The organism is Lysobacter luteus (assembly GCF_907164845.1).
Taxonomy (GTDB): domain Bacteria; phylum Pseudomonadota; class Gammaproteobacteria; order Xanthomonadales; family Xanthomonadaceae; genus Novilysobacter; species Novilysobacter luteus.
The window spans coordinates 2,210,356-2,226,026 of record NZ_OU015430.1; the positions used below are offsets into that span (position 1 = coordinate 2,210,356).

General features: G+C 70.0%; 15 protein-coding genes and 5 tRNA genes. 3 read left to right on the forward strand and 17 right to left on the reverse strand.

Going from position 1 to position 15,671, the window contains the following annotated elements; genetic code table 11:
• Positions 1-4: 4 nt before the first annotated feature.
• The 14 genes from secE to KOD61_RS10475 all read right to left on the reverse strand — a co-directional run bounded on the left by secE (position 5) and on the right by KOD61_RS10475 (position 9,193).
• Positions 5-382, reverse strand: coding sequence for a preprotein translocase subunit SecE (gene secE, locus KOD61_RS10410; RefSeq protein ID WP_215218611.1), 378 nt, complete (start codon positions 380-382; stop codon positions 5-7).
• A gap of 42 nt (positions 383-424) precedes the next feature.
• Positions 425-500, reverse strand: a tRNA-Trp gene (locus KOD61_RS10415).
• Between the two features lie 128 nt (positions 501-628).
• Positions 629-1,819, reverse strand: a complete 1,191-nt coding sequence (gene tuf, locus KOD61_RS10420; RefSeq protein WP_215218602.1) for an elongation factor Tu — start codon at positions 1,817-1,819, stop codon at positions 629-631.
• Positions 1,820-1,860: 41 nt separating this feature from the next.
• Positions 1,861-1,936, reverse strand: a tRNA-Thr gene (locus tag KOD61_RS10425).
• Positions 1,937-1,971: 35 nt separating this feature from the next.
• Positions 1,972-2,045 (reverse strand) — tRNA-Gly (locus KOD61_RS10430).
• A gap of 59 nt (positions 2,046-2,104) precedes the next feature.
• Positions 2,105-2,190, reverse strand: a tRNA-Tyr gene (locus tag KOD61_RS10435).
• Between the two features lie 89 nt (positions 2,191-2,279).
• Positions 2,280-3,371 carry a redox-regulated ATPase YchF gene (ychF, locus tag KOD61_RS10440; RefSeq protein WP_215218612.1) on the reverse strand — a complete coding sequence of 364 codons (1,092 nt, stop codon included), beginning with the start codon at positions 3,369-3,371 and terminating at the stop codon, positions 2,280-2,282.
• 84 nt (positions 3,372-3,455) lie between these two features.
• Positions 3,456-4,034, reverse strand: coding sequence for an aminoacyl-tRNA hydrolase (gene pth / locus KOD61_RS10445; RefSeq protein WP_215218613.1), 579 nt, complete (start codon positions 4,032-4,034; stop codon positions 3,456-3,458).
• Between the two features lie 57 nt (positions 4,035-4,091).
• Positions 4,092-4,742, reverse strand: a complete 651-nt coding sequence (locus KOD61_RS10450; RefSeq protein WP_215218614.1) for a 50S ribosomal protein L25/general stress protein Ctc — start codon at positions 4,740-4,742, stop codon at positions 4,092-4,094.
• Between the two features lie 123 nt (positions 4,743-4,865).
• The gene (locus KOD61_RS10455; protein WP_215218615.1) at positions 4,866-5,825 is read right to left on the reverse strand and encodes a ribose-phosphate diphosphokinase; all 960 of its coding nucleotides are present in this window, start codon (positions 5,823-5,825) and stop codon (positions 4,866-4,868) included.
• 89 nt (positions 5,826-5,914) lie between these two features.
• Positions 5,915-5,991, reverse strand: a tRNA-Gln gene (locus tag KOD61_RS10460).
• Positions 5,954-6,865, reverse strand: coding sequence for a 4-(cytidine 5'-diphospho)-2-C-methyl-D-erythritol kinase (gene ispE / locus KOD61_RS10465; protein ID WP_251370573.1), 912 nt, complete (start codon positions 6,863-6,865; stop codon positions 5,954-5,956). The genes KOD61_RS10460 and ispE overlap by 38 nt, the downstream gene beginning before the upstream one ends.
• A 25-nt stretch (positions 6,866-6,890) precedes the next feature.
• Positions 6,891-7,517: a lipoprotein insertase outer membrane protein LolB gene (gene lolB, locus KOD61_RS10470; RefSeq protein ID WP_215218617.1), complete on the reverse strand. Its 627-nt coding sequence runs from the start codon at positions 7,515-7,517 to the stop codon at positions 6,891-6,893.
• Positions 7,514-9,193: a tetratricopeptide repeat protein gene (locus KOD61_RS10475; RefSeq protein ID WP_215218618.1), complete on the reverse strand. Its 1,680-nt coding sequence runs from the start codon at positions 9,191-9,193 to the stop codon at positions 7,514-7,516. Before KOD61_RS10475 ends, lolB begins: the two co-directional genes overlap by 4 nt.
• 99 nt (positions 9,194-9,292) lie before the next feature.
• Between KOD61_RS10475 and hemA the strand changes: the two genes are divergently transcribed.
• The 3 genes from hemA (at position 9,293) to KOD61_RS10490 (ending at position 13,488) form a co-directional block, all read left to right on the forward strand.
• Positions 9,293-10,624 (forward strand): glutamyl-tRNA reductase, encoded by a 1,332-nt coding sequence (gene hemA / locus KOD61_RS10480; protein ID WP_215218619.1) that lies wholly within the window; start codon positions 9,293-9,295, stop codon positions 10,622-10,624.
• Between the two features lie 78 nt (positions 10,625-10,702).
• Positions 10,703-11,788 carry a peptide chain release factor 1 gene (gene prfA / locus KOD61_RS10485; RefSeq protein WP_215218620.1) on the forward strand — a complete coding sequence of 362 codons (1,086 nt, stop codon included), beginning with the start codon at positions 10,703-10,705 and terminating at the stop codon, positions 11,786-11,788.
• The gene (locus KOD61_RS10490) at positions 11,788-13,488 is read left to right on the forward strand and encodes an O-linked N-acetylglucosamine transferase, SPINDLY family protein (RefSeq protein WP_215218621.1); all 1,701 of its coding nucleotides are present in this window, start codon (positions 11,788-11,790) and stop codon (positions 13,486-13,488) included. Before prfA ends, KOD61_RS10490 begins: the two co-directional genes overlap by 1 nt.
• Here KOD61_RS10490 and KOD61_RS10495 read toward each other — a convergent pair.
• Genes KOD61_RS10495 through KOD61_RS10505 form a run of 3 tightly spaced genes read right to left on the reverse strand, consistent with a single transcriptional unit; the run spans position 13,475 to position 15,639 of the window.
• The gene (locus KOD61_RS10495) at positions 13,475-13,744 is read right to left on the reverse strand and encodes an acylphosphatase (RefSeq protein WP_215218622.1); all 270 of its coding nucleotides are present in this window, start codon (positions 13,742-13,744) and stop codon (positions 13,475-13,477) included. The genes KOD61_RS10490 and KOD61_RS10495 overlap by 14 nt on opposite strands.
• Entirely contained in the window at positions 13,741-14,370 is a 630-nt protein-coding gene (locus KOD61_RS10500) for a TlpA family protein disulfide reductase (protein WP_251370574.1), read from the reverse strand. Before KOD61_RS10500 ends, KOD61_RS10495 begins: the two co-directional genes overlap by 4 nt.
• A 3-nt stretch (positions 14,371-14,373) precedes the next feature.
• A complete protein-coding gene (locus tag KOD61_RS10505) occupies positions 14,374-15,639 on the reverse strand; it encodes a YihY family inner membrane protein (RefSeq protein WP_215218623.1) in 1,266 nt (421 codons plus the stop codon).
• Positions 15,640-15,671 lie beyond the last annotated feature (32 nt).

Below are 15,671 nucleotides of genomic sequence, written 5' to 3' on the forward strand. Positions count from 1 at the left end.
CTCCTTAGCGTCCCAGCAGCCATTTGACGGCGGCCTGGATGACCACGTCGAAGCCGGCGAGCAGCAGGCTCAGGATAATCACCGCGAGGATGACGACCCACGTCGTGCGCGTGGCTTCCTGGCGCGTCGGCCAGACCACCTTGCGCAGCTCGAAGCGGGATTCCGAGAGGAACTCCAGCACCTGCCCGCCCTTGTGGCTGGACAGGAAGACCACCGTGCCGGCGACAAGGCCGCCGAGCACGGCGAGCGCGCGCAACGCCCCCGGCCACTGCTCGAACCACAGATAGGCGAACACGCCGGCCGCAACCAGCAGCACCGCAAGGGCGTACTTGACGAAATCGCCGGCACTGGCGGACCTGGGTTGTTCGACCTTGCTGTTCATCCGGCTCGTCGCACGATCCGCTTTCGCGACCGCGTCATCAGGTGGCACGCCAGGAGGGACTCGAACCCCCAACCTGCGGTTTTGGAGACCGCTGCTCTGCCAATTGAGCTACTGGCGTATGTTTGGTCGCCCCGATTCCCCGGGACCCTTGAGACGGCGAAGGCGGACCACGGATCCGACATCAATCCTGGGCCCGCCGTTCGCGCGTTGGCGACTGCCCGCGCCGCGGGCAGTCGACCTCGTTTGTTACTTGATGATCTTGGAGACCACGCCGGCGCCGACGGTACGGCCGCCTTCGCGGATCGCGAAGCGCAGGCCTTCGTCCATGGCGATCGGGTTGATCAGCGAGACGACCATCTTCACGTTGTCGCCCGGCATCACCATCTCCACGCCTTCCGGCAGCTCCACCGCACCGGTGATGTCGGTGGTGCGGAAGTAGAACTGCGGGCGGTAGCCCTTGAAGAACGGCGTGTGACGGCCACCCTCGTCCTTCGACAGCACGTACACCTCGCCCTCGAAGTCGGTGTGCGGCTTGATCGAACCCGGCTTGCACAGCACCTGGCCGCGCTCCACGTCGTCACGCTTGGTGCCGCGCAGCAGCAGGCCCGCGTTGTCGCCCGCCTGGCCCTGGTCCAGCAGCTTGCGGAACATCTCGACGCCGGTGACGGTCGTCTTGACGGTCGGACGGATGCCGACGATCTCGATTTCCTCGCCCACCTTGATCACGCCGCGCTCGATGCGGCCGGTCACCACGGTGCCGCGACCGGAGATCGAGAACACGTCCTCGACCGGCATCAGGAACGCCTTGTCCACGTCGCGCTCGGGCTCCGGGATCCAGCTGTCCAGCGCCTCCACCAGCTTGATGATCGCCGGCACGCCGATCTCCGACTGGTCACCTTCCAGCGCCTTCAGCGCCGAACCGTGGATGATCGGGGTGTCGTCGCCCGGGAAGTCGTACTTGCTCAGCAGCTCCCGCACTTCCATCTCGACGAGCTCCAGCAGCTCGGCGTCGTCCACCATGTCGGCCTTGTTCAGGAACACCACGATGTACGGCACGCCCACCTGGCGGGCCAGCAGGATGTGCTCGCGCGTCTGCGGCATCGGGCCGTCAGCGGCCGAGCACACCAGGATCGCGCCGTCCATCTGCGCCGCACCGGTGATCATGTTCTTCACGTAGTCGGCGTGGCCCGGGCAGTCAACGTGCGCGTAGTGGCGCGTCGGGCTTTCGTATTCCACGTGCGAGGTCGAGATCGTGATGCCACGGGCCTTTTCCTCAGGCGCCTTGTCGATCGCGTCGTAGGCGTGGAACTCACCACCGAAACGCTCCGCGCCGATCTTGGTCAGCGCTGCGGTCAGCGTGGTCTTGCCGTGGTCGACGTGACCGATCGTGCCGACGTTGACGTGCGGCTTGGTGCGCTCGAACTTACCCTTGGCCATGGCTGTATCCCGGTGGTTTGCGTTTGTGTTGCGTTGAAATGTGGTGCTCACGACTGGAATCGAACCAGTGACCTCCTCCTTACCAAGGAGGTGCTCTACCGACTGAGCTACGTGAGCGAATTGTTCAAGCGGGCGGACGTCGCGGCGTTCAATGGAGCGGGAGACGGGAATCGAACCCGCACCATCAGCTTGGAAGGCTGAGGTTCTACCGTTGAACTACTCCCGCGCCGGACAAACCTGCTTGGGTACTGCTGCCGGAAGCTGGTAAGGCGACCGGATGTTCCGTGGTGGAGGGAGGTGGATTCGAACCACCGAAGGCGTAAGCCAGCAGATTTACAGTCTGCCCCCGTTGGCCGCTTGGGTATCCCTCCAAAGAGCCCGCAATTCTGGCGACCGTTGGAAAGGAAGTCAATGCCGCGGCGCGGATTATTTCACCTTCCGCGCCGCCGCGCCAAGCCGGTCAGACGTTGAAGCGGAAATGCAGGACATCGCCTTCCTGCACCCGGTATTCCTTGCCCTCCAGCCGCAGCCTGCCGGCCTCGCGCGCGCCAGCTTCGCCGCGATAGCGGATGAAGTCGTCGTAGGCAATGGTCTCGGCGCGGATGAAGCCCTTCTCGAAGTCGGTGTGGATGACCGCGGCGGCCTGGGGCGCGGTAGAGCCGCCCTTGACCGTCCACGCGCGCACTTCCTTGACGCCGGCGGTGAAGTAGGTCTGCAGGCCGAGCAGCTTGTAGGCGGCGCGGATCACCCGGTTGAGGCCGGGTTCGTCCAGCCCCAGGTCGGTCAGGAACGCGTCCCGGTCGGCGTCGTCGAGCTGGCTGAGCTCCTCCTCGATCGCGGCCGATACGGGCACCACCTCGGCACCCTCCCCTGCCGCGCGGGCACGGACGGCGTCCAGGTGCGCGTTGTCCTCGAAGCCATCCTCGAGCACGTTGGCCACGTACATCACCGGCTTGAGGGTGAGCAGGAACAGGTCGCGGACCGCCGCGCGGTCGTCGTCGGACAGGTCCAGCGCGCGCGCCGGGGTGCCGGCATCGAGGCCGTCACGGATCCGGGCAAGCACCTCCACCCGGGCCTTGGCGTCCTTGTCGCCGGTCTTGGCGTTGCGCTCGGCGCGCTGCAGGGCCTTCTGCACGCTTTCCAGGTCGGCCAGCGCCAGCTCGGTGTCGATCGTGTCGATGTCGGCGAGCGGGTCGACCTTGTTGTTGACGTGGATGACGTCGCTGTTCTCGAAGCAGCGCACCACGTGGGTGATCGCGTCGACCTCGCGGATGTGGGCGAGGAACTTGTTGCCCAGCCCTTCGCCGCTGGCCGCACCGGCGACCAGGCCGGCGATGTCGACGAACTCGACCGCCGTCGGCAGCACCTTCTGCGGCTTGACGATCTCGGCCAACGCATTGAGGCGGGGGTCCGGCACCGGCACCACGCCGACGTTGGGCTCGATCGTGCAGAACGGGAAATTGGCCGCGGCGATGCCCGCCTTGGTCAGGGCGTTGAAGAGGGTCGACTTGCCGACATTGGGCAGGCCGACGATGCCGCATTTGATTCCCATGGGAGAGGCCGTCGCTGGTGAAGAGTCAATGGTAAAGGGGGGTCGGGGACGTCCCTTTACCGCTGGCTCTCGAAGGTCACGCGGCTACTTGGGGGTGTGCAGGCGCTTCATCGCCTCGTTGAAATCGCCGCCGACCGCCAGGGGCATGACATCGATGGCATCGTCGATCGCGCGCAGGATCAGGGTCTCGTCGGTGCCGTCCGGGCGCCCGAGCACCCACGGGGTGACGCGGTCCTTGTGGCCGGGATGGCCGATGCCGACCCGCAACCGGTGGAAACCGCCGTGACCGAGCAGCCGCATGGTGTCGCGCAGGCCATTCTGCCCGCCATGGCCGCCATCGAACTTCAACCGGGCGGTACCCGGTGGCAGGTCCAGCTCGTCATGGGCGAGCAACGCCTCGGCAGGATCGATCTTCCAGAAACGCAGGGCCGCCATCACCGACTTGCCCGAGAGGTTCATGAAGGTGCCCGGCTTGAGCAGCCAGACCACCTGCCCGTCGATCTCGACCTTGCAGCTGGCACCGAACAGCTTGGCATCGACGCTGAAGCGCCCGCCGAACTTTTCGGCGAGGGCGTCAACAAACCAGAACCCGGCGTTGTGCCGGGTCCGGATGTGCTCGGGACCGGGATTGCCCAGTCCGACGATGAGGCGAAGGCCAGCCATCAAAACGCGGACAGCGCCCGGTGCGGCCGCGATCGCGGCGCGCACCGGACAACCGTCTTACTCGGCGTCCTTCTCGACCTTGGCGGCCGGGACCTCGGCCGAACCGGCGTCGTCGCTCGACTCCGCCTCGACGCGGCCCTGGCGCGCGACGACCACGGCGACGTCGTGCTCCTTGCCCAGCTTCAGCTCGGGGATCTCGACGCCCTTGGGCAGCTTCAGCGACGACAGGTGGACGATCTGGTCGACGGTCAGCTCGGCCAGGTCGACCTCGATGAACTCCGGCAGGTCCTTCGGCAGGCAGCTGACTTCGACCTGGGTCAGTTCCTTCATCACGACCACGTCGGAGGCCTTGCCGGCCGGCGACAGCTCTTCGTTGATGAAGTGCAGCGGGACCGAGGCGCGCAGCGTCTCGTTGGCGCTGATGCGCTGGAAGTCCAGGTGCATGATCAGCTGGCGGTACGGGTGGCGCTGCATGTCGCGCAGCAGGACCTGCTCGACCTTGCCGTCGATGTCGAGGTTCAGGATCGACGAGTAGAACCACTCGTGCTGGCTGGCCAGCCAGATGTGCTCGTGCTCGAGCTGGATGGACTTCGGCTCGGACTTGCCGCCGTAGACGATGGCCGGGATCTGGGCGGCATGACGCAGGCGGCGGCTCGCACCCTTACCTTCGTCAGTACGGCCGGCGGCCTTGATGGTGTGTTCGGACATTTTCGTTACTCGCTTTGCTTGCTATGGACCGCCTCGCGGCGGCTGGAAACGCTCACCCGCGACCAGGCGAGCGTGTTGCGGGCCGGACTCCCGGCACCGCGGAACAGGGTCGACCGACGCGGGTCAATCGACGTAGAGGGAACTCACCGATTCGCCGAACGCGATGCGCCGGATGGTTTCGGCCAGCAGTTCGGCGACGCTGAGCTGGCGCACCTGGCTGCACTCGCGCGCCGCCTCGCTTAACGGGATCGTGTCGGTCACCACCAGCTCGTCGAGCTGCGACTTGCTGATGTTGCTGATCGCTGCGCCCGACAGCACCGGATGGGTGCAGTAGGCGACGACCTTGGTCGCGCCGTGCTCCTTCAGCGCGGCCGCGGCGGCGCACAGCGTGCCGGCGGTATCGACGATGTCGTCGACCAGGACGCAGGTCTTGCCCGCCACGTCGCCGATGATGTTCATCACCGTGGCGACGTTGGCGCGCGGACGGCGCTTGTCGATGATCGCCAGGTCGGCGTCGTCGAGGCGCTTGGCGATCGCGCGGGCGCGGACCACGCCGCCGACGTCGGGGCTGACCACCACCATGTTGTCGGTGCCGTGCGCGCGCCAGATGTCGGCCAGCAGCAGCGGCGAGGCGTAGACGTTGTCGACCGGGATGTCGAAGAAGCCCTGGATCTGGTCGGCATGCAGGTCGACGGTGAGCACGCGGTCGCACCCGACCGAGCTGAACATGCCGGCCGCGACCTTGGCGGTGATCGGCACGCGCGAGGAGCGCGGGCGCCGGTCCTGCCGGGCGTAGCCGAAGTACGGCACGACCGCGGTGACCGAACTGACCGAGGCGCGCTTGAGCGCGTCGATCAGGACCAGCAACTCGACCAGGTTCTCCGCGCTGGGCGCGCAGGTCGGCTGGATCACGAAGACTTCCTGGCGGCGGACGTTCTCCTCGATCTCGACCTGGACCTCGCCGTCGGAGAACCGCCCCACCAGCGCCTTGCCCAGCCGGGTGCCGAGCTCCTTGCACACCGCCTGCGCCAGCGGGCGGTTGGCGTTGCCGCTGAACACCAGCAGGTTGCGATCGTTCTGCACGTTGGATTCTCCGCTTCGCTCTGACCGTGGGAGCCGCAAAATCGTGGCTTGCTATTGCCGCAGGCGCTGGACCTGCCGCCGTCCGGGATTGGCAGGGGCGGTAGGATTCGAACCTACGAATGCCAGGATCAAAACCTGGTGCCTTGGGCCTCTTGGCGACGCCCCTGCGGTTGATTGAGAGCCTCGAGCGCGACATGCAGCGGCGAACGCACCGCCCCTGCCGCCAGCCAGGCGCGAAGACCCGGTGGCAACGCCGCCAGCGCGGCCGCGGCGGCCTCGCGCGTGGCGAACTCGACGAAGCAGCCGCTGCCGGTGCCGGTCAGGTGCGGACGACCGACGCGCGACAGGGCCGCGAACACGGCATTGACCGCCGGTTCACGCCCGCGCAGCACCGGCTCGAATGCATTCCCGAGCGGCCTACCCGAAACGAAGTCGGATATTGTCGCGGGCGCCGCATCGCGCGTCAATTCAGCGCTTGCGAACAGATCGGCGGTCGGCACATGCACCCCGGGGTCGACCAGCAGGTACCACGCCGGCGGCAGCGCCATCGGGGTCAGCCGCTCGCCCACGCCTTCGGCCCAGGCGTTGTCGCCGCGGACGAACACCGGGACGTCCGCACCCAGCGCGAGCCCCAGCGCCGCCAGCCGGTCCACGCCGAGCCGGGTATCCCAGATCCGGTCCAGCGCGACCAGCACCGTGGCGGCGTCGGACGACCCGCCACCAAACCCGCCGCCCGCCGGAATGCGCTTTTCAACGCAGATGTCCACGCCTTGCGCACATTTGGCCGAAGTTTTCAGAAGATGAGCCGCTCGGACGGCCAGATCGTCGGCTTCCGCCACACCCGCTGCCGATGGGCCATGGCGGACGATGCGGCCATCGTCACGGGGACGCAGGTGGATCGTGTCGCCCCATTCCAGCAGGCGGAAAACACTTTGCAGCAGGTGATAGCCGTCCGCGCGGCGGCCCACGATGCGCAGGCACAGGTTCAGCTTGGCCGGCGCCGGCCAGGCGCTCCAACCCTCGCCGGCCGGCCCGGTCACCGTCCCGGGAGTCGACCGGGACGCCTCAGTCGATCCATTCATCGACGATCAGCCGAACGCGGGCCTCGCCACGGGTCGCATCGAGCCGGGTGGGCAGCACCGGGGCCGCGGAAGCGACCGCCGCCGGCTCCGGCCATTCGTATTCGATCCGCCAGCCGTCCTGTTCGATCGCCCACGGCAGCAGGTTGGCTCCGTATTCGATCCGGGCCGGACCCGCCGCCTCCGACCGGGCGCCGCGCACCCAGTCGCCGAGCGCGTCGACGGGAATGTCCCAGCCGGTAGCCCGGAGCAGCAGCAAGCCGGCATCGGGGCCCTGCCGCGGGCCGCCTTCCAGGCCTTCGAGCAAGGCCTGGCGCCCGTCGCCGGAGAGTCGCCAGCTCTGGCGCGTGACCGGCGCACTGAGCGACACCACGTAATCGGGCCCGGTGCGGCTCCACTCGACCCGGCCGCTGCCGCCCTTGCCCTGGTTGGACACGGCGATGCGGCCGACCAGCGACCAGGCGTCGTCGGCCTGCAATGCCTGTTCGCGCTCCACCTGCGTGGCCTGCGCGCTGGCGACCTGGGCCGGGGTGAGGTCCGGGCGGACCGGGGGTGCCGCGCACGCGGCCAGCAGCACCGCGGCAGCCGCGGGAATCAGGAATCGGGATGTCATGCGCCGGTCTTTTCGAGGGCGCGCCGCAGCGCGCGGTTGTCGGGGTCGATCTCACGGGCCTGCTCGAAATAGCGCCGGGCCTCCTCGCGCTGGCCCAGCACCCACAGCACCTCGCCCAGGTGGGCACCGATTTCGGCGTCCTTCTGCAACGCGAACGCACGGCGCAGCTCCGCCAGCGCGTCCTGGGTGCGGCCGAGGCGATAGAGCACCCAGCCGTAGCTGTCGATGATCGCCGCGTTGTCGGGCTCGGCGGCGCGGGCGCGGTTGATCAACTCCAGCGCCTCGGCATAGCGGTCGGTGCGGTCGGCGAGGGTGTAGCCCAGTGCATTGAGGGCCGCGATCGACTCGGGCTCGATCACCAGGATGCGGCGCAGGTCGGCCTCGGCGCGGGCGATGTCGTCGCGGCGCTCCCAGCTGAGCGCACGGGCGTACAGGATCTCCAGCTCGTCCGGGAACTCGGCCAGGCCACGCGCGTAGGCGTCCATCTCGGCCTCGGCCGCGCCATCCTCCTCGTGAAGCGAGGCCTCGAGCAGGTAGGCGTCGCGGCGGGCGGCGTCGGGCGCGGAAGCGTCGGCCTGGAGCTCGTGCAGGCGCTCGACCGCCTCGGCGCCGCGGCCGAGTTCATGCAGCACGTTGGCGGCCCGCAGCTTCGCGGGCCAGCGCTGCGGTCCGCCCGGCACGCCGGCGTACCAGTCCAGCGCCTCCTCGTGCCGGTCCAGGAATTCGGCCATTTGCCCGAGCAGCAGGCGCCGCTGCGGGTCGGGCCGCGCCGCGCCGCGACGCAACTCGTCGTACAGCGCGACCAGTGCGGTCTTGTCCTCGGCCCGGGCCAGCAACGAGGCGCGCAACGCGTAGGACTGGTCGTCCTGCGGTCCCCGCCCGAGGATTTCCGCCGCGGCGGCGAGGTCGCCGAGCGCGTCGTATTCGTAGGCGATCGCGAGGCGCAGGTCGGCGTCGCCGCTGGCCTGCGCGGCGAGCGTCTCGAGCACTACGCGCGCCTCGTCGTCGCGGTCGGCCTCGCGCAACTGGCTGGCACGCAGCAGGGCGACGCGCGGCTCGCCCGGGAACCGGCGTACCACCTCGGCCACCAACCGCTCGGCCAATGCCGGTTGTTCCAGGCGCTGGGCCAGGCCGCCGAAGGCCAGCCAGGCCTGGAGTTCGGCGGGCATATGGCCGCTGTCGACCAAGTCCTCGAGCAGCGCGGCGGCCTGGTCCGGGTCGCCCGCGCCGCCGGCCAACACCGCGAGTGCCTCGCGCCAGCCGTTGGCAGGCGACGCCAGCAGGGCGGTCAGGTGGCGACGGGCGGCATCGGTTTCGCCGCTGCGCAGGGCCAGGGTGGCTTCGGCGGCCAGCAACCGCTCGCCCGCCCCGCCCTGGGCGCGCCAGAGCTCGAGCGCCTGCGCGGCGCGGGCATCGTCACGCGCCAGCAGGGCGACGCGGGTTGCGCGCTCGGCCAGTTCGATGTCGTCGGCGGCGCGCGCGGCCTCCAGGTACCAGCGAGCGGCATCGTCCAGGCGCCCCGACTGGATGGCGAACTCGGCCGCCAGCAACGGCTCCAGTGCACGCACCACCGGGTCGTCGGAAGGTGGCGTGCGGGCCTGCGGCGCAATGGCCGGCAAGGCCATCGCCACCACCAGCACGGCACCACCAATGAATGAACGCGCAGTTGCGGGCATCGGGCTTCGATCCGTTGTCGGCCGGGCCGGTAGAATGGCGGCCTTCAGCAGCCAGCAGCTTATCGCAAGCACCTGAACGGGTAGCCTCGCCGCCTCGCCATGTCCATCCACGTCCTCGGCCTCAACCACCAGACCGCGCCGGTCAGCCTGCGCGAGCGCGTCGCGTTTTCCGGCGATGCGACGGTGGCGGCGCTGGCGGCACTTCGGGCATTGCCACGGGTGCATGAAGCCGCGCTGCTGTCGACCTGCAACCGCACCGAGATCTACGCCGTCACCGACGACGACGGCAGCACGCTGGCCGACTGGCTGGCGACCCACCCGGCCGACACCGCCGGCGTTGGCGAGGGCCTGCACGGCTACCTGTACCGGCACACCGGCAGCGACGCGGTGCGCCACCTGTTCCGGGTCGCCACCGGGCTGGACTCGCTGGTGCTGGGCGAGCCGCAGATCCTGGGCCAGGTCAAGGACGCCTGGGCCACTGCGCGCAGCGCCGGCAGCCTTGGCGGCCAGCTCGACCGTCTGTTCCAGCAGACCTTCTCGACCGCCAAGCGCGCCCGCACGCACACCCGCATCGGTGCGAACCCGGTGTCGGTGGCCTCCACCGCGGTGCGCCTGGCGCAGGAGTCGTTCGCCCGCCTCGAGGACTCCACCGTGCTGCTGATCGGCGCCGGCGAGACCATCGAACTGGCGGCCCGCCATCTCGTCCAGGCACGGGTTCGACGGCTGCTGGTCGCCAACCGCACGCTCTCGCACGCGCAGGAACTGGCCAGCCGCCACGGTGGCGTTGCCCTGCCGCTGACCGAACTCGACAAGCACCTGGGCGAGGCCGACGTGGTGTTGTCGGCCACCGCCAGCCGGGAGCCGGTACTGCACCGCCCGCAGGTGCAGCAGGCGCTGGCCCAGCGCCGGCACCGGCCGATGCTGCTCCTGGACCTCGCGGTGCCGCGCGACATCGCCGCCGACGTCGCCGGTATCGACGACGTGTTCCTGTACACGGTGGACGACCTGCAGCGCGCGATCGAGGACAACCGCCGCAGCCGACGCGAGGCCGCGATCGAGGCCGAGGCGATCATCGACATCCAGGTCGCCCGGTTCATGGAGTCGACCGCCGCCAGTGCCCGCACCGCGCCCCTCAAGCGCCTGCGCGCGCATGGCGAGGCCGCACGCGACGAGGCGCTGGCCCGTGCGCGGGCGCAACTGGCGTCGGGCGAGGCGCCGGAGTCGGTGCTCGAATACCTGGCGCACACGCTGACCAACCGACTGCTGCACGCGCCGACGGTTGCACTCCGCGACGCGGCGCTCAGCGGCAACACCGAGCTGGCCCGCGCGGCCGAACGCATGTTCCCGGCCGTCCCCGCGGCCGGCGGCGCCGACGCGCCGGCGGACGTGGCGGGCGCGCCGGTGCCGCCGCTGGCGGCCAACCGCAAGTAGCATCCCCGGCGGTGTCGCCGCGCGGTTCGCCGTGCACGGCGACACCGCGTTCCGGCCGCTTCCTTCCCGAGACCTCCGATGACCCCGACCCTGCGCCGCAAGCTCGAAGCCCTCGCTGAACGCCGCGAAGAGCTCGAGCGCCTGCTCGCCGACCCCGGCGTGATCGGCGATGCCAATCGCTTCCGCCAGCTCTCGCGCGAGTTCGCCCAGCTCGAGCCGGTCGCCACCGCGCTGGCCGACGAGGCCGCGGCCAAGGCCGACCTGGCCGCGGCCGAGGCGATGCGCAACGACCCCGAACTGGGCGCGCTGGCGGAAGAGGAGATCGCCAGCGCCAACGAGCGCCTGCAGCGCCTGGACGCCGAACTGCTCGCCCACCTGATCCCGAAGGACCCGCGCGACGAAGGCGACATCTACCTGGAAGTCCGCGCCGGCACCGGCGGCGACGAGGCGGCGATCTTCGCCGGCGACCTGTTCCGGATGTATTCGCGCTACGCCGAGCGGCAGGGTTGGCGGGTCGAGGTGGAGTCGGCCAACCCGGGCGAGCACGGCGGTTACCGCGAGGTGATCGCCCGCGTGGAGGGGCGCGGCGCGTACTCACGGCTGAAATTCGAGTCCGGCACGCATCGCGTCCAGCGCGTCCCCGAGACCGAATCGCAGGGCCGCATCCACACGTCGGCGGCGACCGTCGCCATCATCGCGGTGGAGCCGGACGGCGAACCGATCGAGATCAACCCGGCCGACCTGCGCGTGGATACCTTCCGCTCGTCCGGCGCCGGCGGCCAGCACGTCAACAAGACCGACTCGGCGATCCGGATCACCCATCTCCCGTCGGGCGTGGTGGTCGAAAGCCAGACCGAGCGCAGCCAGCACGCCAACCGGGACAAGGCCATGAAGCGACTGGTGGCGACGCTGGCCGAAGCGCAGGCCGCGAAGGCCGCGGCCGCGATCGCCGAGGACCGCAAGCTGCAGGTCGGCAGCGGCGACCGCAGCCAGCGCATCCGGACCTACAACTACCCGCAGGGCCGGATCACCGACCACCGGGTTGAAGGCCTGACCCTGTACGACCTGCCCAACGTGCTCACCGGCGACCTGGATGCGCTGGTCAGCCGGCTGCAGTCCGAGCACCAGGCCGACGAGCTCGCGCGGCTGACACGGGGCACGTGATGGCGCCAAGTGATCCACGCGCCGACCTGCGCGAGGCGGTGCGCCGCGAACCGCGCAACGCGCTGGCGTGGATTGTGTTGGCCGACGCCGAGCTGGATGCCGGCGATGCGTTGGCGGGGCAGTCGGCCTGCCAGCAGGCACTCGCACTCGCGCCTGGCCACCCCGAGGCACTGGCACGGCTCGGGCGCGCGCACTGGCTGCAACGGCGGTTCCCCGAAGCCGTCGCCAGCCTGCAGGCAGCCGCCGGCGCCGCGCCGCGCCACCCTGGGATCGCGGTCTGGCTGGGCCACGCACTGGAGGACGCCGGCGAGGCCGAGGCGGCGGCCGATGCCTACACCACGGCCCACGCGCTCGCACCGGACGAACCGCAGCTGGCGGCCTACCTGCTGGCCTGGCGCCGGCGCCTGTGCGACTGGCGCGACCTCGACACGCTGGCCACCCAGGTCCGTACCGCGGTGAGCGAAGGCCGCGCGGCGATCGAGCCGTTCGCCTTCCTCAGCGAGGACAGCACCGCGGCCGAACAGCTGCAGTGCGCGCGGCTGCGGGCGGCGCCACTGGCGCGCGTCATCCGGCGCCTGCCGCCCGCGCCTTCGCGTCCACCGGGCGGTCGGGTTCGCGTCGGCTTCCTCTCCAACGGGTTCGGCGCACACCCGACCGGCCTGCTGACCGTGGCCCTGTTCGAAGCCTTGCGCACGGTGCCGGACATCGACCTGCACCTGTTCGCACTCAACCCGCGCGACGGCAGCCCGATCCGCCATCGCCTGGAGTCCGCCGCCCGGGTGCACGATGTCGCCGGGCGCAACCATGCCCAGGTGGCCATGGCGATCCGCGACGCCGCCATCGAGGTGCTGTTCGACCTGCGCGGCTGGGGCGGTGGCGGTACGCCCGAAGTGCTGGCAATGCGGCCAGCGCGGGTGCAGGTCAACTGGCTCGCTTACCCCGGCACGTCCGGCGCACCGTGGATCGATTACGTGTTGGCCGACGAGTTCGTGCTGCCGCCCGCGCTGGAACCGCACTTCAGCGAGACGGTGGTGCGACTTCCACGCTGTTTCCAGCCATCCGACAGCACCCGCGCCCTGCCCGTCCCGCCGTCGCGCGAGGCATGCGGGTTGCCGGCGACGGGCTCGGTGTTCTGCTGCTTCAACAACAGCTACAAGCTCAACCCGGCCAGCGTGGCGCGCGCGCTCGCGGCCGTGCGTGCGGTGCCGGGCAGCGTGTTGTGGCTGCTGTCGGGGCCGGGCGACGCGGACCGCCGCCTGCGCGAGGTCGCGCAGGCCCGCGGCGTGACCCCCGAGAGGCTGGTCTTCATGCCCAAGCAGCCGCACGCGGACTACCTCGCGCGTCTGCAGCATGCCGACCTGTTCCTGGACACCGCACCCTACAACGCACACACGACCGCGTCGGACGCGCTATGGGCAGGCTGTCCGGTGCTGACGGTGCCCGGCGAAACCTTCGCGTCGCGTGTCGCCGGCAGCCTCAACCACCACCTCGGCATGCCGGCGATGAACGTGGCCGACGACGCCGCGTTTGTGGCGCGCGCGACCGGGCTCGGCTGCGATCCGACTGCGCTGCACGAGCTTCGTGCCGAGGTCGCTCGACGCCGGCGCGACAGCGGCCTGTTCGACATGGATGCGTTCGCCCGCGATTTCGCCGCCGCGGTGTACTCCATGGCGAACGGCCAGGCGCTCAGCCGATCGTGAAGTCCGCGCCGGCTTCGGCCGGGTCGGCATCCAGCCGTTCCAGCTCGTCAACGCGAGCCTGTGGCGGCCCCTGCCGCAGCCACGCGGCCAGCACATCGATTGCAGCGGCTCCACCGACCGCCAGCACGTCGACCCGGCCGTCGGCGCGGTTGCGGGCGTAGCCGCGCAACCCCAGCCGCTGCGCCTGCTCGCGCGTGCCGGCCCGGAAGAACACCCCCTGCACCCGGCCGCCAACGACGAAGCGCGCCGCCGTCACGACGGTGCTCCGGCGCGACCGGCAGCCGGTCCGCCGGCGGCGGCGATCGCATCCTCGATCTCGCGCGCGGTCACCGGCCCCAGCACCTTGTGCGCCACCCGGCCATCGGGCGCGATCAGCCAGGTCATCGGCAACCCGCGCGGGGTGTCGAAGTCGGCCGGCGGGTCGTAGGTATCGAGGATCGCGATCGGGTAGACGACCGGGTGGTCGGCGAGGAACTCCCGCATGGCGTCCACTTCGATGTCTTCGTAGGCGAGCCCGACCACCTCGATGTGCTCGTTCATGGCGTCGAGCGCGGAAAGCTCCGGCATCTCCTTCAGGCACGGCGCGCACCAGGTCGCCCAGAAGTTGACCACCACCCAGGTCCCCCGCCGGTCGGCCAGGTCGTAGGTCGCCCCATCCAGGGTGTCGATCCGCAACGCGGGCGTACCGGTATCGGCGCCCTTGGCCGCATCGGCGGGCTCGGGAACCGGTTTGTCCGCGACGACCGCGCCATCCACGGGCACGGACGGTGCCGCCGTTTCCCCGCCCCCGGCCGCGGTGCCGGGGCGATCGGCCGGCTGGCAACCGAGCACGGCGCCGACGAGCGCGACGAGGACGATGTTTCGTAATGACACAGTACGCACGGCTCAGTCCTCTTCGGCGTGGATGGTGGAGACGCGCCGCTTGAGCAGCGCCCGCAGGGGCACGCGCAGTTCGTCCAGCGCGGCGACCGCGGACTTGCCCAGGGCATCGTCACGGCATGGCAGGTGGGCCTCGGCCACGGGGATGCGCAGCTGGCAGGCCTCGTACAGCTCGGCCAGGCTGAGGGAGTCGAGGTCGCGCGCGAGCAGCCATTCGCCACCCTCGGCACGACGCACTACGTTGATCTCGGCCAGTTGCGCGAGCATCTCCTGCACGAGTGAATCGGTCAGCAGGGGTTCGAGCCGCTGGATGTCGTCGGTGTGCAGGCCCGCCCCGCTCGTGCGGGCCTCGTTGAACCGCGCCAGCAGCCGCAGCAGGCCGTACATCTCATAGCCCTCGGGCAGCCGCATCGACACCGGCTGGTAGCGGAACGCCGAAATCGACGAGGCAAGCGATGCGCCCAGCAGCACGGCGATCCAGCTCATGAAGATCCACAGCAGGAACACCGGCACGAACGCCAGCGTGCCGTAGATCCTCGAGTAGTTGCCGAACGTGCCCAGGTAGATCCCGATGCCGCCCTTGACCAGTTCGAACAGCACGGTCGCCAGCAGGGCGCCGGCAATCGCGTGGCGCCACTGCACGGTGCGATGGGGCACCACCTTGTAGATCGTCGCGAAAGCGAACACCTCCAGCGCCATCGGCGCCAGCCGCAACATCGCCGCCTCGAGCACGTGGCCGGCCTCGGTGTCGAACACCGACAGCGCGAAGAACCGCGCCGACATCGCCAGGCTTGCCGCCGCCAGCAGCGCGCCCAGCGTCAGCACCGTCCAGTACACCAGGAAGCGGCCGAACTTCGGGCGGTGCGACTTGACCCGCCAGATCCGGTTGAACGCGAGCTCCACGCCATTGAGCGTGATCAGCACCGACACCACCAGCGCGACCGTGCCGGCGGTGGTCAGCTGGCCGGCGTTGGTGGAGAACTGCAGCAGGTAATCCTCAACCGACCGCGCGGCACTGGGCACGAAGTTGGAGAAGATGTAGTCGCTCAGCCGCTCGCTCCACAGCGCGAACACCGGGAACGCCGACAGCACCCCGAACACCACCATCGACAGCGGCACCAGTGCGAACACGGTGGTGAACGACAGCGCGCCAGCCGCCTGGAACAGGTCGTCCTCGATGAAGCGCCGGCCGAGGAACCGCGCGAACGCGGTCGCGCGCGCGCGATCGCGCAGGCGGTCGCCCCAGCGGTTGAATGAATCCAGTGGCTCCATCGGCCGGAGGTTACCCGATGCGGCGGCGGTCG

Excerpts from the sequence above, each read along its gene's own strand:
- KOD61_RS10450 (WP_215218614.1), bottom strand. The coding sequence starts at position 4,742 with ATGTCCGAACACACCATCAAGGCCGCCGGCCGTACTGACGAAGGTAAG.
- KOD61_RS10475 (WP_215218618.1), bottom strand. The coding sequence starts at position 9,193 with ATGCCCGCAACTGCGCGTTCATTCATTGGTGGTGCCGTGCTGGTGGTG.
- KOD61_RS10505 (WP_215218623.1), bottom strand. The coding sequence starts at position 15,639 with ATGGAGCCACTGGATTCATTCAACCGCTGGGGCGACCGCCTGCGCGAT.
- lolB (WP_215218617.1), bottom strand. The coding sequence starts at position 7,517 with ATGACATCCCGATTCCTGATTCCCGCGGCTGCCGCGGTGCTGCTGGCC.
- pth (WP_215218613.1), bottom strand. The coding sequence starts at position 4,034 with ATGGCTGGCCTTCGCCTCATCGTCGGACTGGGCAATCCCGGTCCCGAG.
- tuf (WP_215218602.1), bottom strand. The coding sequence starts at position 1,819 with ATGGCCAAGGGTAAGTTCGAGCGCACCAAGCCGCACGTCAACGTCGGC.
- hemA (WP_215218619.1), top strand. The coding sequence starts at position 9,293 with ATGTCCATCCACGTCCTCGGCCTCAACCACCAGACCGCGCCGGTCAGC.
- KOD61_RS10490 (WP_215218621.1), top strand. The coding sequence starts at position 11,788 with ATGGCGCCAAGTGATCCACGCGCCGACCTGCGCGAGGCGGTGCGCCGC.
- prfA (WP_215218620.1), top strand. The coding sequence starts at position 10,703 with ATGACCCCGACCCTGCGCCGCAAGCTCGAAGCCCTCGCTGAACGCCGC.
- ychF (WP_215218612.1), bottom strand. The coding sequence starts at position 3,371 with ATGGGAATCAAATGCGGCATCGTCGGCCTGCCCAATGTCGGCAAGTCG.
- secE (WP_215218611.1), bottom strand. The coding sequence starts at position 382 with ATGAACAGCAAGGTCGAACAACCCAGGTCCGCCAGTGCCGGCGATTTC.